General features: G+C 20.6%; 11 protein-coding genes. 4 read left to right on the top strand and 7 right to left on the bottom strand.

The window, feature by feature from the left end:
- Positions 1 to 7: 7 nt before the first annotated feature.
- The 6 genes from murG to rsmH all read right to left on the bottom strand — a co-directional run bounded on the left by murG (position 8) and on the right by rsmH (position 7416).
- Positions 8 to 1075, bottom strand: coding sequence for an undecaprenyldiphospho-muramoylpentapeptide beta-N-acetylglucosaminyltransferase (gene murG, locus GJU01_RS00700; RefSeq protein ID WP_168867942.1), 1068 nt, complete (start codon positions 1073 to 1075; stop codon positions 8 to 10).
- Between the two features lie 67 nt (positions 1076 to 1142).
- Positions 1143 to 2459, bottom strand: a complete 1317-nt coding sequence (murD, locus tag GJU01_RS00695; RefSeq protein WP_168867941.1) for a UDP-N-acetylmuramoyl-L-alanine--D-glutamate ligase — start codon at positions 2457 to 2459, stop codon at positions 1143 to 1145.
- A gap of 11 nt (positions 2460 to 2470) precedes the next feature.
- The gene (mraY, locus tag GJU01_RS00690) at positions 2471 to 3556 is read right to left on the bottom strand and encodes a phospho-N-acetylmuramoyl-pentapeptide-transferase (RefSeq protein ID WP_168867940.1); all 1086 of its coding nucleotides are present in this window, start codon (positions 3554 to 3556) and stop codon (positions 2471 to 2473) included.
- Entirely contained in the window at positions 3547 to 4920 is a 1374-nt protein-coding gene (locus GJU01_RS00685; protein WP_168867939.1) for a UDP-N-acetylmuramoyl-tripeptide--D-alanyl-D-alanine ligase, read from the bottom strand. The genes mraY and GJU01_RS00685 overlap by 10 nt, the downstream gene beginning before the upstream one ends.
- Complete coding sequence (murE, locus tag GJU01_RS00680; RefSeq protein WP_168867938.1) at positions 4913 to 6424, bottom strand: UDP-N-acetylmuramoyl-L-alanyl-D-glutamate--2,6-diaminopimelate ligase; 1512 nt, start codon at positions 6422 to 6424, stop codon at positions 4913 to 4915. Before murE ends, GJU01_RS00685 begins: the two co-directional genes overlap by 8 nt.
- Positions 6425 to 6483: 59 nt before the next feature.
- The gene (gene rsmH, locus GJU01_RS00675; protein ID WP_168867937.1) at positions 6484 to 7416 is read right to left on the bottom strand and encodes a 16S rRNA (cytosine(1402)-N(4))-methyltransferase RsmH; all 933 of its coding nucleotides are present in this window, start codon (positions 7414 to 7416) and stop codon (positions 6484 to 6486) included.
- Between the two features lie 126 nt (positions 7417 to 7542).
- On the opposite strand from rsmH, the gene GJU01_RS00670 reads away from it, so the two are divergent.
- The 3 genes from GJU01_RS00670 to gyrA all read left to right on the top strand — a co-directional run bounded on the left by GJU01_RS00670 (position 7543) and on the right by gyrA (position 13491).
- The gene (locus tag GJU01_RS00670; RefSeq protein ID WP_168867936.1) at positions 7543 to 8268 is read left to right on the top strand and encodes a Bax inhibitor-1/YccA family protein; all 726 of its coding nucleotides are present in this window, start codon (positions 7543 to 7545) and stop codon (positions 8266 to 8268) included.
- A 114-nt stretch (positions 8269 to 8382) separates the two neighbouring features.
- Positions 8383 to 10776, top strand: a complete 2394-nt coding sequence (gene mutS, locus GJU01_RS00665; RefSeq protein WP_168867935.1) for a DNA mismatch repair protein MutS — start codon at positions 8383 to 8385, stop codon at positions 10774 to 10776.
- A 177-nt stretch (positions 10777 to 10953) separates the two neighbouring features.
- A complete protein-coding gene (gene gyrA, locus GJU01_RS00660; protein WP_168867934.1) occupies positions 10954 to 13491 on the top strand; it encodes a DNA topoisomerase (ATP-hydrolyzing) subunit A in 2538 nt (845 codons plus the stop codon).
- Positions 13492 to 13524: 33 nt separating this feature from the next.
- On the opposite strand, the gene metK is transcribed toward gyrA, so the two are convergent.
- Positions 13525 to 14682, bottom strand: coding sequence for a methionine adenosyltransferase (metK, locus tag GJU01_RS00655; protein ID WP_168867933.1), 1158 nt, complete (start codon positions 14680 to 14682; stop codon positions 13525 to 13527).
- 214 nt (positions 14683 to 14896) lie between these two features.
- On the opposite strand from metK, the gene tkt reads away from it, so the two are divergent.
- Positions 14897 to 16909, top strand: a complete 2013-nt coding sequence (gene tkt / locus GJU01_RS00650; protein WP_168867932.1) for a transketolase — start codon at positions 14897 to 14899, stop codon at positions 16907 to 16909.
- The last annotated feature ends 11 nt before the right edge of the window (positions 16910 to 16920 follow it).

Here is a 16920-nt window from a genome sequence, read left to right as displayed (position 1 = left end):
GTATAAATTAATTAATTAATTTTATTTTATTTAATTCTTGATAAATTAATTCTGTAGAGTTTATTATAGATAATTTATAAGATTTACTTGCCATATATATAATTTTTTTTGTATTTAAAGATAATATAGTATTAGCAATTTTATTAATATTTAAATTATTTTGTTCATAAATTTTAGCAGCTCCTATTTTTTTTAAGTACATTGCATTAAAATATTGTTGTTTATCTTTATGTTGAAATGGTATAAAAATAGCAGGTAAACCTATTGCTGTAATTTCACTTACCGTCATTGCTCCTGATCTACATATAATAATATCAGCCCATTTATATGCTTGATCTATATTTTTTATATATTCTTTTAAAATTAAATTATTAATAATATTTTTTTTATATTCATAAAATATTTTTTTAAAATTTCCTTTACCTACCTGATGTAAAATAGATATTTTATTTTTTAAAATTTTAGCTAATTCTATACCTATTTTATTTATTATATTAGCTCCTTGACTTCCTCCTGTAATTAAAACATGAATTGGTTTATGAATTTTTAAAATAGATCTTTTATATAAAGATAATTTAATAATTTTTTTACTTATGGGATTACCTACTAATATTGCATTATTTAATGTATGAGGATAAGCTTGCATTTTTACTGTTGCTATTATAGATAAAATTTTATTTGTTATACCAGGAATACTATTTTGTTCATGTATGATTAATGGTATATTACATAACCATGCCGCTAAACCACTTGGACCAGAAATATAATTTCCCATTGTTAAAATTAAATTTGGTTTATAATTTTTATAAATTAAAATTGATTTATAAGTTGATATTAATAATTTTATTATAGTAATAATTATAGAAAAAATATTTTTATTTTTAAATCTAGAAAATTTTATTAAATAAATATATATATTTTTTTTAGGAATAATTTTAGATTCCATTCTAGATGATGTTCCTAACCAACGAACTTCCCATCCTTCTTTTATCAATTTATATGCTATATTTAAAGCTGGATAAATATGTCCTCCTGTTCCACCAGCTACTATAATAATTTTTTTATTTTTTTTCATTTTTTTAAAAAAATTTAATATAAATTAAAATATTTGAAATTATATAATATTTTGTTATAAAAATATATTACTTAGAATTATGAAATTTTTTAACTAATTTTATAAATTCTTTTCCACGATGTTTAAAATTTTTGAATTGATCAATACTAGAACAAGCAGGGGATAATAATACAACATCTCCATATTTTACTAATTTAATTATTTGTTCTATTCCTTGAGATATTGTTTTGACTATTTTGGCTTTAGGATAAATAGATAATATTTTTTTTCTTAACATGCCAAAACAATAAACATTAATATTATTTTTTTTTTGTAAATATTTTTTTAATAAATATAATTTACAATTTTTGTCATATCCCCCTAATAGTAACCAAATTTTTTTTTTTTTATGTAAATATCTTAAAGCAGCTTTAGTACTACTAATATTTGTAGATTTTGAATCATTAATCCAAGTTACTCCATTTTCTATATGTATAATTTGTAATATATGATCCATATTTAAATAATTACTTATTTGTTTTAAAGAAATTTTCTTAGAAATTTTTAATACATCTGTCACTGCTAATACAGCTAAAGCATTTAAGTAATTATGGATACCAATTAATTTAGTTTTATTAAAATTTAAAATTTTTTGATGATTAATTTGCAAATATATATCCTTTTTATCATAACATAATGTATATGTCCCAGAAAATTTACCAAAAGTTATATATTTTTTTTTTTTTTCAAAATATTTAGGATAACATAATAAATTATCAGCATTATATATACAAAAAGAAGCATATTTATAAATACCTAATTTAAAGTTACGATATTGTTGAATTCCTAAAGGATATCGATCCATATGATCTTCAGAAATATTTAACATCACAGCAATATATATATTAAGTTTTTTTATAGTTTCTAATTGAAAACTAGAAATTTCTAAAATATAAAAATCTTTTATAAAAGATAACAAATCTAATACTGGATATCCTATATTCCCTCCAATACCAACATTAAAATTATTTTTTTTCATAATTTTCCCAATCATGTTAGTAACAGTACTTTTACCATTAGTTCCCGTAATGGCTATTATAGGTGTTGTATTATAACGAGCAAATAATTCTATATCTCCTATTATTTCAATACCTTTTTTTTTTGCTTCTAATAAAAGATGATTAAATATTGATATACCAGGACTTAAAATTATTAGTTGTGAATTCAATATCCAATCTTTTTTTAAGAAACCTAAATGACATGGAACATAAGGTGGTATTTTTTTTATAAATTTCGGAGAATTACATATATCCATAACAGATGGTATAATATTTTTTTTTAAAAGAAAATTTAAACATGATATACCTGTTAATCCAAGTCCTAGAATAAGTATTTTTTTGTTCATTTTAAATATTTTTATACTATTATAATTAAAGAAAACAATACTAATATTAATGAAATAATCCAAAATCTAATAATAATACAAGGTTCAGGAATTCCTTTTAACTCATAATGATGATGTAGAGGTGCCATTAAAAAAAAACGTTTTTTATTATACTTAAATTTTAGAATTTGAATTATTACAGAAAGTGCTTCTAATATAAATACACCACACATTATAAGAAATAAAAATTCTTGCCTTATTAATATTGCTATTATAGATATAATGCATCCTAAAGATAATGATCCTACATCTCCCATAAAAATTTTAGCTGGATAAGTATTATACCATAAAAATCCTAATCCAGAACCAACAATAGCTAAACATATTATTATTAATTCTTTTGCATTTTTTATATAAATAAAATAAAAATATTTAGAAAAATATATATCCCCGGAAAAGTAACATAATATAGATAATGCTAAAGAAATCAAAATTATAGGCATAATAACTAAACCATCTAATCCATCAGTTAAATTTACAGCATTACTTATTCCTATAATAATAAAATAAGATATTATTAAATATAAAATAAAACTTAAATTATATTTAATATGTAAATTAATGATAGGTAGAATAAATTGTATATGTAATTTTTCTGAATTATTTATATAAAGTAGTATTACTATAAAAATAGTAGGGATAGACTGTAAAAAAAGTTTTTTATATGGAGATAATCCTATAGAATTATTTAAAATAATTTTATAATAATCATCTATAAAACCAATTATAGCATATACTATCATTAGTAGTAATGAATAAAAAATATATTTATTTGATAAATTAGCCCAAAAAATAACAGAAATAAAAATTGATAATAATAAAATTAACCCACCCATAGTTGGTGTGTTATTTTTAGAATAATGTGTTATAGGACCTTCTTTTCTAATAATTTGAGAAATTTTTTTTTTATTTAAATAATTAATATAAAATGGACTTAAAATAAAAGTTATAAGAAAAGATGTTAATAATGTCATCACTAAACGAATTTTAAAAGTTATTAAAAAAAAATTTAAATTTTTTGAAAAATATTTTAAATATTTAAATATTATTAATAACATTTTAACTTCTCCAATAAAATCTTAATTAATATTTCCATTTTATTATTGCGTGATCCTTTAAATAAAATTGTATAATTTTTTAATTTTTTGATTATTAAAAATAATTCATTTATTAATAAATTCTTATTTAAAAAATGTTTTGCATTTATATTATTTTCAGTAATGTATTGACTATATTTTCCAATACTTAAAACATAATTTATATTAGTTCTTAAAATTAAATTTTTTATTTTTTTATGAAAAAATACTGTATAAATACCTAATTCTAACATGTCTCCAATAACTAAAATTTTAGTACCATGAAAATTTTTCAGAATATTTATAGCTATATATACAGATTTAGGATTTGCATTATATGTATCATTTATAATTAACTTATTATTATCAATAATAATTGGATACATTCTTCCTTTAATTGCTTTAAAGGATTTTAAACCAATAGCTATTTCTTCTAAAGATGAGCCAACAGTAAAAGATAATACAGCAGATGCTAATGCATTACTTACATTATGGATTCCTCCTCCTATTAAAAATAATTGAATAAATATTTTGCCAACAGGAGATATTAAAGTAAATTCAATTTTATTTGATAAGATTATTATATTTTTTGTAAAAAAATTAGCTTTTTTATTGTATAAAGAAAAAGTTAGAATTTTTTTATTATTAATTAATTTTTTTAATATTTGTTTTTGATTTTTATCATCATAATTAAGAATAGCAATTCCTTTATTTGTTAAATAATTAAAAATATCACTTTTACATTTAATAATATTTTGTAATGATTTAAAACCCTCTAAATGTGACGATGATATATTATTAATTATTGCAATATTTGGTTTAACTAAACTAGTATTATAAGAAATATCATTAATTTGATTTCCTCCTATTTCTATTACTGCACATTTATGATGATTTGTTAAATTTAATAATGTTAAAGGAATACCTATATGGTTATTCATGTTTTTTTTAGTGTAAAGAATATCATATTTCTTACTTAAGATAGACGCTGTCATTTCTTTAACTGAAGTTTTACCTGATGAACCTGTTATTCCTATAACATTATGTTTAAATAATTTTCTTTTCCATAAACCTAATTTTCCTAATCCTAAAATAGTATCAAAGACTATTATTTGAGGAATATCAAAATTATAAAATTTATTTACTAATATGGCCAATGCTCCATTATTAATTGCTTCTTTAATAAAATTATGTCCATCAAAACGTTTTCCATAAATAGCAATAAATATACATTTATTTTTAATTTTTTTACTATTTATTGAAAAATTTATTATTTCAATATTTTTTCCAATTAATATCCCATTTACTATTTTTGATATTTTTCTTAAACTAATTAAGTTATTCATTTCGTCTTTTTAATATATTTTGAATAGCATTAAAATCTGAATAATTTAAAATTTTATTATTAATAATTTGATAATCTTCGTGTCCTTTGCCTGCTACTAAAATAGTATCTTCTTTAGAAGAATTAAATATTGCATAAGTAATAGCTTTAATTCTATTTAAAATAATATATAAATTATGTGATGTAATACATCCTTTTTTAATATCTTTAATTATATTATTTATATTTTCTGTTCTAGGATTATCAGTTGTTAAAATTATATTATCAGCATATTTAGTAGCTATATATCCCATTATTTTTCTTTTTCCTATATCTCTTTCACCTCCACATCCAAAAATACACCATATTTTTCCACGAGTATTTAATTTTATAGTTAATAATATGTTTTTTAAGGCATCAGGAGTATGAGCGTAATCAATTATTATGTTAGAAGATTTTTTTTTAAAAAAAATTTTTTCTAAACGTCCTTTCACAGGTTTAATTTTAGATACTGTTTTTAATAATTTTTTTAAAGGATAATTTAATTTTAATAATGCAGCCATACTTAAAATAATATTTATAACATTAAATTTTCCTATAAGATTTATTTTTATTTTACCATCACCCCAACTTGAATTAAAATTAATAATTGTTTTATTAGATAAAAAAGTAATTTTTTTTATATAAATAAATACATTAGATGAAAATTGATATAAAAATTTTTTTTTAGTAGTTATTGGAACTACATTAGATAATTTTTTAAACCATTTTAATCCTATATGATCGTCAATATTAATAATTTTTTGTTTTATTTTATGATTAGAAAAAAATTTCCATTTAGATAATTCATAATTTTTCATATTTAGATGATAATCTAAATGATCTCTAGTTAAATTAGTAAAGATACCAATAGAAAAAAATATATCAGATACTCTGTATTGAGATAATCCATGAGAAGAAACTTCCATTATGATAATATTTGCTTTTTGACTTATAAATTTTTGTAATGTAGACTGTATTTCTATTGCTGAATCTGTAGTATTATTAGTTTTAATTAATTTTTCATTAAAACCATTACCTAGAGTACTCAAAATAGCTGGATTACCTCCTAATAACTTAATCCATTGCATTAAAAAATGAGTTACACTTGTTTTTCCGTTAGTTCCTGTAATTCCTATAACGGGTACTTTTTTACTTGGGTGATCATATAATATTCCTGCAAAATGTGAAATAATTTTATGTAAATTAGGTAAATATATAATAGGTATATTTTTTTTAAAAAGAATTTTACAAGATGATATTTCAGCATCTGTATAAGTTAGAATAGCAATAGCTCCTTTTGAGATAGCATGTTTTATAAAACTTCTACCATTTTTTTTATATCCTTTTATTGCTATAAAAAGACAATTTTCACCTTTTACATTTCTACTATCTAAAACTATTTTATTTATTAGAATATTTTTTATTAAATGACTTTTTATATAATTATTTAATAATTTTTGTAAACTAAATAAAGAAAAATTCAATTTATTTAAATCCTTAATTCAAGATATTTTATTAAAATTAAATAATAAAAATTATTTTTTTATATTTTTTGTGCGACACGTAATATTGCACTTCTAGATCTTGGATTTTGATATATTTCTTTTTTACTAGGGAAAATTCTATTAATAATTTTTAATTTTCTTTTATTATTTTTATAATAAAAATTATTTATTTCTTTTTCAGTTAAAGGTAATTTATTATAAATATTTTGTTTATTTAAAGAACTATATTTTTTCATAAAACATTTAATAATTCTATCTTCTATAGAATGAAAACTAATTATTGATATAATTCCATGTTTTTTAAGTAATTTTAATGAGAAATTTAAAGCTTTTTTTAATTCTTCTATCTCTCGATTTAAAAAAATTCTTATAGCTTGAAAAGATCTTTTTGCTGGATGTTTAAACTTATTACTTTTAGTAATAGAAGAACATATTGAATATGATAAATCTTTTGTATTATGTAATTTATTATTTGATATATTTTTTTTTATATTATATGCTATTTTTTTATGATATTTTTCTTCACCATATATTCTTAATATATCAGATAATTTTTTTTCATTTATATTCTTTAATAAATTATAAGCTGTTATCCCCTTTTTCTGATTCATACGCATATCTAATGGTCCATTAAACATATAAGAAAATCCTCTTTTTGAATTATTTAATTGAAAAGAAGAAATTCCTAAGTCAAATAATATTCCATCTATTTTACCTATCTTATTATTTAAAATAGTTTTAAAATTTGAAAAATTATCATTTATATAAATAATTCTATTATCTAATATCTTATATTTTAAGATTGTTTGTATATCACAATCAATTGCATAAATTTTTCCATATTTTCCTAATTTAGATAAAATTAGTTTCGTATGTCCTCCACAACCATAAGTAGCATCTATATATATTCCATTGTTTTTAATATTTAAACTATTAACAGATTCTTTTAATAAAACTGGTATGTGATTCATTATATTATATGTAGGTAAATTAATTACTATTTAATTTATATATTATATTATATAATGTATGTATAATAAAAATTTATAATAAAAATATTTCTTAAAAAATTTGGTTAAATTTTAAAAGGTATAATTATGATAGAATATCCAAATTTAAAAAGTACGACTTTAAAAAAAGAAAAAGATTATATACAAATTTATTTTAGAAAAGTATATAGCTGGATGTTTTGTGGTTTATTATTAACAGCATTTGTTGCTTGGTATGTATCTAATACAGCACAAATTGTAAATTATATATTAAATAACAAATTTTTTTTATTAAGTTTATGTTTTTTACAATTTATGTTAGTATTCGTTATTTCAAATTTTTTAAATAGATTATCAGGAAAAACATTAACTACATTATTTATGTTTTATTCATCACTAACTGGATTAACTACAGCTGGAATATTTTCGTCGTATAATCAAAATACAATTTTTACAGCTTTTATAACTACATCATTTACCTTTTTAGCTATGTGTCTTTGGGGATATTTTACTAAAAAAGATTTAAGTTACTTAGGTAATATTATTATTATGGGGATATTTGGTATAATTATAGCTTCACTTATAAATTTATGGATACAAAATAATTTAATATCTTCTATAATAAATTATGTTAGTGTAATTTTTTTTACATTACTTGTTTCGTATGATACACAAAAATTAAAAAATATTGCAAAAAAAATTAGTTTAAATGTAAATGACCGAGATAATTTAAGAAGATATGCTATTTTAGGAGCACTTATGTTATATTTGGATTTTATTAATTTATTTTTTGTAATATTACGTTTAATTGATAATAATAATGATGACGAATAATACATAATATATTATTAAAATAATAAATATTATTTATTATTTTTTATATAAGAGTCTTATTTATATAAAATATATAAGCTTTTTTTACTAATCAATATTGAAAGTAATAAAATTATGTCTATAACACCCATGATGAATCAATATTTTAAATTAAAAAAACAATATCCTAATATTTTATTATTTTATAGATTAGGTGATTTTTATGAAATGTTTTTTGAAGATGCAAAAAAAGCATCAAAATTATTAAATATTGTATTAACTAAAAGAGGTAAATTAAATGGGAAACCTGTTCCTATGGCAGGGATACCAGTTAATAGTATAGATAATTATTTATCAAAATTAATTAAGTTAGGAGAATCTATAGCTATTTGCGAACAAATACAAAATAAAAAGATCCTATCTAAAAAAAAAATTTTAGATAGGAAAATAGTTCGTATTATTACCCCGGGAACTGTTAGTGATGATATTTTATTAAATAATAATATTGATAATTTATTAGGATCAATATATCAAGATATAAAATTAGGATTTGGTTATGCTACACTAAATATTAGTTCTGGTGATTTTAGAATTATGGAAAATCAAGATATTAATATAATTGCAGGAGAATTACAAAGAACAAATCCCAAAGAATTATTATATTCTGAAAATTTTAAAGATATGAGTTTATTAAAAAAAAGATATTGTATTAGACGTAGACCATTATGGGAATTTGATATAGATACAGCTATTCAACAATTAAATATGCAATTTAAAACACAAAATTTAAAAAGTTTTGGTATTGAAAAAGAATTTTTAGCTATTAGAGCTGCTGGATGTTTAATACAATATGTTAAAGATACACAAAGAGTATATTTACCTCATATCAATAATATTTCTTTAGATATACATAATAAAGAAATTATTATGGATGAAAATACTCGTAAAAATTTAGAAATTATTAATAGTATTTCTGGAGATAAAAATAATACTTTAGTTAAAATACTAGATTATACTACTACTAGTATGGGTAGTCGTTTATTAAAAAGGTGGTTAAATAATCCAATACGTGATATTAAAATTATTTTAAATAGGCAAAAAAATATTTCTATTTTACAAAAACATTATTTTAATTTTAAAAAAATATTATTAAAAATTAGTGATATCGAAAGAATTATTGCCAGATTATCTTTAAGAACAGCTAAACCAACTGATTTAGTATCTTTAAGAAAAACATTAAATTATTTATCTAATATTTATAATATTTTGCAAAATATAGATAATTGTGAAATAAAATTTAAAATTTTAAAATTAGGATTATTTTCTACATTAAAAAAATTATTAAAAAAATCTATAAAAGAAACCCCCTCTTTATCTTTAAAAGAGGGTAATATTATAGCAACTGGATATAATTTATTATTAGATGATTTAAGAAAATTATCGAAAGATTCAAATAAATATTTATCTTTTTTAGAAAATAAAGAACGTAATTTATTAAAAATAGAAAAATTAAAAATAGGATTTAATACAATTTATGGATATTATATTCAAATTAATAAAAGTTATAAATATCCTCTTCCTAATAAATATATTAAAGTCCAAACTTTGAAAAAATTTAATAGGTATACGATTCCAGAATTACAAAAATATCAAAAAAATATTTTTTCTTCTAAAGAAGAGCTTTTAAATTTAGAAAAAAAATTATATCATCAATTATTTAATTATATTGATCCTTTTTTAAAAAATTTACAAAAATTATCATTATATTTATCAGAATTAGATGTATTATGTAATTTAGCTGAAAGATCTGTAACTTTAAATTATACTTGTCCTACTTTAGATAAAAAAGTAGGAATATCTTTAACTAATTCAAGACATCCTATTGTTGAAAATATTGTAAAATCACCTTTTATAGCTAATAATGTTTTATTAACAAAACAACATCACATATTATTAATAACAGGGCCTAATATGGGTGGTAAAAGTACTTATATGAGACAAGTAGCATTAATTATATTAATGACTTATATAGGTAGTTATGTCCCAGCAGATAAAGCTATAATAGGCCCAATAGATAGAATTTTTACAAGAATAGGATCTGCAGATAATATATCTTCAGGTTTATCTACTTTTATGGTTGAAATGATAGAAACTGCCAATATTTTAAGAAATGCAACATCACAAAGTTTAGTATTAATGGACGAAGTAGGAAGAGGTACATCTACTCATGATGGTTTATCAATAGCTTGGTCTTGTACAGAGTATATTGCAAAAAAAAACAAATCACTTACTTTATTTGCAACTAATTATATTGAATTAACAAAATTAAAAAACAAGAATAATGGTATAAAAAATATATATTTTGATGCAATAGAAATTAATAATTCTATCGTTTTTTTACATAAAATTAAAAATGGATCAATTAATAAAAATTATGGCTTATTTGTAGCATCTTTAGCTGGGATTCCTAAAGAAGTTATTAATAGAGCTAAAAAAAAAATTAAACAGTTAGAAAATTATAAAATTTAAATTAAATTTTTAAAATAAAAATAATATATAAAAATATATAAGTTTATACATATTAATATAATTAATTTTATTGTATAAGTATAAATTTATAAAAATTAATATTATAAATTATACATTTAGAAATATAAATAACAAATATATAACTTATAAAATTAAGTTAAAAGGATATTTATTTACATGAATTCTTTTGCTAAAGAAATAAAATTAATTAATATTGAAGAAGAATTAAAAAATTCTTACATAGATTATGCAATGTCAGTTATAATAGGTAGAGCTTTACCAGATGTAAGAGATGGATTAAAACCAGTACATAGACGAATATTATATGCTATGTATATATTAGGAAATACATGGAATAAATCTTACAAGAAATCAGCAAGAATAGTAGGAGATGTTATAGGTAAATATCATCCTCATGGAGATAATGCTGTTTATGATACAATTGTTAGGTTGGCGCAATCTTTTTCATTAAGATATCCATTAATACATGGTCAAGGTAATTTTGGTTCTATTGATGGAGATTCAGCTGCAGCTATGCGTTATACTGAAATAAAAATGTCTAAAATTTCACAAGAAATTATTAATGATTTAGAAAAAAATACAGTAAATTTTTTACCAAATTATGATGGTACAGAAAAAATTCCTGAAATAATGCCTACAAAAATCCCTAATTTATTAATTAATGGTTCTTCTGGTATAGCTGTGGGAATGACAACTAATATTCCCCCTCATAACATTATAGAAGTAATTAATGCTTGTTTAGCATATATTAAAAATAACAACATTACAATTAAAGAATTAATGAATTCTATTCCTGGGCCTGATTTTCCTACTGCAGGTATTATTTATGGTATTCATGAAATTGAAAATGCATATATTACAGGAAAAGGAAAAATATTTCTTAGAGGACGTATTAAAATTATTAAAGATAAAAAAAAAAAATATAAAACAATTATAATTTATGAACTTCCTTATCAAGTAAATAAATCTAAATTAATAGAAAAAATAGCTAATTTAATAAAAGAGAAAAAAATTCAGGGTATTAAAACATTAAGAGATGAATCTGATAAAGATGGTATAAGAATTTTAATTAGAATAAAATACGATATATCAATTAATGTAATTTTAAATAATTTATATAAATTAACTCCTTTACAAACTACTTTTAGTATAAAAATGGTTTCTTTATATAAAGGTAAACCTACATTAATGTCTTTAAAAAAAATTATTAAAGCATTTATCTCTCATAGGCGTGAAATAGTAATAAGACGAACAAATTATGAAATAACTAAAGCACAAAATAAAGCACATATTTTAGAAGGTTTAATAGTTGCTTTACTTAATATAAAAGAAATTATAAATATTATACGTTCATCTAAAATATCAGAAACTTTAAAAAATAAAATTTATTTACAATCTTGGAAAATACCAAATATATTTCAAATATTTAATTTACAAGAAAAAAAAACATTAAATATTTATTTAACTAATTCTAATTTAATAAAATTTAATGATAATTATCATTTTAGTGATAAACAAATTACAGCTATTTTAGAATTAAAATTAAATAAATTAACAAATTTAGAACATAAAAAATTATGTATAGAATATGAAAATTTAATATATAAAATATCAAATTTAACTAAAATTATTGAAAATTATGAATATTTAATGAAAATAGTATATAACGAATTAGTATTAGTAAAAAAAGAATTTGGAGATAAAAGAAAAACAGAAATTATTTTAGATAATAAATCTACCATTCAAAAAGAAGATTTAATTAATCATGAAAAAGTTATAATTACTCTCTCTCATCAAGGATATATAAAATATCAAAAAATTACTGAATATAATTTACAACATAGAGGAGGTAAAGGGAAAATAGCTGTAAAATTAAAAGATAATGATTTTATATCTAAAATATTAATAGCATATACTCATGATAATATTTTATGTTTTTCTAATACAGGATATTTGTATTGGTTAAAAGTATATAATATCCCTGAAGCTAATAGATATGCAAAAGGTAGACCTATTATAAATTTAATTCCTTTAAAAAATAATGAAATTATTAATACTTTTCTTAGAGTAAATAATTATAAAAATAATTATAATTTAATTATGGTGACTGCACAAGGAAAAGTCAAAAAAACAAATTTAGATAAATTTAATAAACCTAGATCTAATGGAATTATTGCAATAAAATTAAAAAAAAATGATTCTTTAATAGCAGTAGCTATTACGAAAAAAAATGATAAAATCATGTTATTTTCTTCATTAGGTAAAGTAGTAAAATTTAATGAATCTCAAATTAAATCAATAGGAAGAAATACACTAGGTGTAAAAGGTATTAATTTTTCAAAAAAAAAAGAAGATTCTGTCGTTTCATTAATAACTATAAAAAATAGTAAATTACAAAATAATATTTTTACCATAACAGAAAATGGATATGGTAAATGTACTAATAGTCAAGCTTTTCCTACAAAATCTAGATCAACAAAAGGAATTATATCAATGAAAATTAATAATAGAAATGGGAAATTAGTTGATACTTTAAAAGTAAAAGATAATGATCAAATTCTTATAATTACTAATATGGGTACATTAATCCGTATTAATATATCAGAAATTTGTGTTGTGGGACGTAATACTAAAGGAGTTACTATAATAAAAACAAAACTTAATGAAAAAGTTGTTAGTATTCAAAAAATTTAATTTATTAAATTTAAGTTATAGTAAAAAAAAATTTTATTTAATTTTAAAAAAATCTTTAAATTTATGTGTTTGATCTGTTTTTTCCCATGAAAAAATATTTCTACCAAAATGTCCATAAGAAGCTGTTTTTTTATATATTGGTTGTAATAAATTTAACATTTTAATTAAATTAAAAGGTCTTAAATCAAAAATTTCACGAATAAAAGAAATTATTTTTTTATTAGATACTTTTCCAGTACCAAATGTATTTATCATTATTGAAATTGGATTAGCAATACCAATAATATATGCAATTTGTATTTCACACCGTGAAGCTAAAGATGATGCTACTATATTTTTTGCTATATAACGAGCAGCATAAGCAGCCGATCTATCTACTTTAGAGGGGTCTTTACCTGAAAAAGCTCCTCCACCATGTCTTGCCATCCCCCCATAAGTATCTACAATAATTTTTCTTCCTGTTAAACCACAATCACTTATAGGACCTCCTATAATAAAACGTCCTGAAGGATTAATAAAAAATTTTGTTTTTTTATTTATCCATATTTTAGGTAATACTGGTTTAATAATTTCTTCCATAATTGCTTCTTCTAATTCTTTAAATGATATTTCTTTTGAAATATGTGTTGATAAAACTACAGAATCTATATCAATAATTTTATTATTTTTATATTTAAAAGTAACTTGACTTTTAGCATCTGGTTCTAACCATGATAGAACTTTTTTTTTTCTAATTAATGCTTGTTGATGTACTAACTTATGTGCATATATAATAGGGGCTGGCATAAAAACATCAGTTTCATCAGTTGCATATCCAAATACAAAACCTTGATCTCCTGCTCCTTGATTATATTTACTTAAGTTAGATGTTATTCCTCTATTAATATCTTCTGATTGTTTACTAATAATATTTAATATAGTACATGTAGTAGAATTAAATCCAGAATTTGAATTATTATATCCTATATCTTTTATTGTTTTTCTAGTTACTTTTTCTATATTTAAAATAGCTTTTGTTGTTATTTCTCCTCCAATTAATACCATATTATTTTTAATATATGTTTCGCATGCTACACGTGCATTAATATCTTGTTTTATTATATCATCTAATATAGCATCAGAAATTTGATCTGCTATTTTATCAGGATGTCCTTCTGATACAGATTCTGAAGTAAATAAATATTCCGTCATTAATGTTACCTTATATAATTATAAAAAAATTCTAATTACATTAGTATATATTTAAATAAAATAAAATGTAAATAAAGTTATTATTTTAAATACATTATATCTCTAAAATTTTAAAATTAGAAAAAATAGATTTTAAAACATTTTACGTATATATTCCTTTATATAAAGAATTTTTTAAAAATATTTTATTAAAATTTTAGGAGTAACTTATATTATGCCTTCTAGAAGAGATCTTGCTAATGCTATTCGATTTTTAAGTATAGACGCTATAGAAAATTCTAAGTCAGGACATCCTGGTGCTCCTATGGGTATGGCAGATATTGCTGAAGTACTTTGGCGTAAATATTTAAATCATAATCCCAATAATCCTCAATGGATTAATCGTGATAGATTTATATTATCAAATGGACATTGTGTAATGCTTATTTATAGTTTGTTACATTTAACTGGATATAATTTAACAATTTCTGATTTAAAAAATTTTAGAAAATTATATTCTAAAACACCAGGACATCCTGAATTTGGATGTACTCCTAATATTGAAACTAGTACAGGACCATTAGGACAAGGATTAGCTAATGCTGTTGGTATGGCAATATCTGAAAAAACATTAGCTGCTCAATTTAATAAGTTAAATTACAATATTATTGATCATTATATTTATGTTTTTTTAGGTGATGGTTGTTTAATGGAAGGTATTTCTCATGAAGTATGTTCTTTAGCAGGAACATTAAAATTAAAAAAATTAATCGTTTTTTATGATAATAATGGTATTTCTATAGATGGAGATGTTAAAGGATGGTTTAATGATGATACAAAAAAAAGATTTAAAGCCTATGGATGGAATGTTATATCTAATATAGATGGGCATAATTTTGAAAGTATAGAAAAAGCTATTAATAAAGCTAAATCTTTTAAAGAAGATAAACCTTCTTTATTAATTTGTAATACAATTATTGCTTTTGGATCACCTAATAAATCAGGAAAAAATATTTCACATGGTTCTCCTTTAGGAGAAAAAGAAGTTTTTTTAACAAGAAAAAATTTAAATTGGAATTATAAACCTTTTAAAATTCCTTCGTCTATTTACAAAAAATGGGATGCGCAAAAAATAGGTAATATCAAAGAATTAAAATGGAAAAATATGTTTCAAAAATATTGTAATGCATTTCCTATTTTAGCTAAAGAATTTAAAAGAAGAATTAATAATATACTTCCTTGTGATTGGGATAAAAAAATTAATAATTTTATTTACAAATTAAATAATAGTATTAATACTAATTTTTCTACAAGAGAAGCATCACAGTATATTTTACAAAAATATTCAAAATTATTACCAGAATTATTAGGAGGATCAGCAGATTTATCTAGTAGTAATTTAACTATTTTAAAAAATTCTAAACCAATCAATAAATTTAAAAATGGGAATTATATTTATTATGGAGTAAGAGAATTTGGTATGCTAGCAATAGCAAATGGTATTGCTTTATATAATAGTTTTATTCCTTATACAGCTACTTTTTTAGTTTTTTCTGATTATTGTCGCAGTGCTATTCGAATGGCTGCTTTAATGAAAATAAGAAATATAATGATCTTTACTCATGATTCTATTGGTTTAGGAGAAGATGGGCCAACACATCAACCAATAGAACAACTATCTAGTTTGAGGTTAATTCCTAATATTAGTATTTGGCGTCCATGTGATAAAATAGAAACAGCTATATCTTGGAAAATTAGTATTGAAAATATACATAAACCAACTATATTAATTTTATCTAGACAAAATTTACCTACACAAAAAAGAAGTAAAAAAAAGATATCTTTCATATCATATGGAGCATATATTTTAAAAGATTGTTTAGATAAAAATCCGCAAATTATATTAATAGCTACAGGTTCAGAAGTTTCTTTAGCAGTTGAAGTATATAGAAAATTATCTTTGTTAAAATATAAAATCAGAGTAATATCAATGCCATCTACAGATACTTTTGATGAGCAAACAAAAGAATATAAAAATTATATATTACCTAAGAATGTTAAATGTAAAATAGCTATTGAAGCTGGATCAAAAGATTTTTGGTATAAATATGTAGGTTTAAATGGTAGTGTAATTGGTATTAATTCTTTTGGTTATTCTGCTTCTGCAAATAAATTATTTACAAAATTTGGTTTTACTGTTGAAAATATTATTTTAAAAATCAAAAAAAATTTAAAATCATACAATTAATTATTTTAACT

The organism is Enterobacteriaceae endosymbiont of Donacia vulgaris (assembly GCF_012568445.1).
GTDB lineage: Bacteria > Pseudomonadota > Gammaproteobacteria > Enterobacterales > Enterobacteriaceae.
Note: the sequence above shows the minus strand (reverse complement) of the source record. Positions and strands in the feature narration are given on the sequence as shown.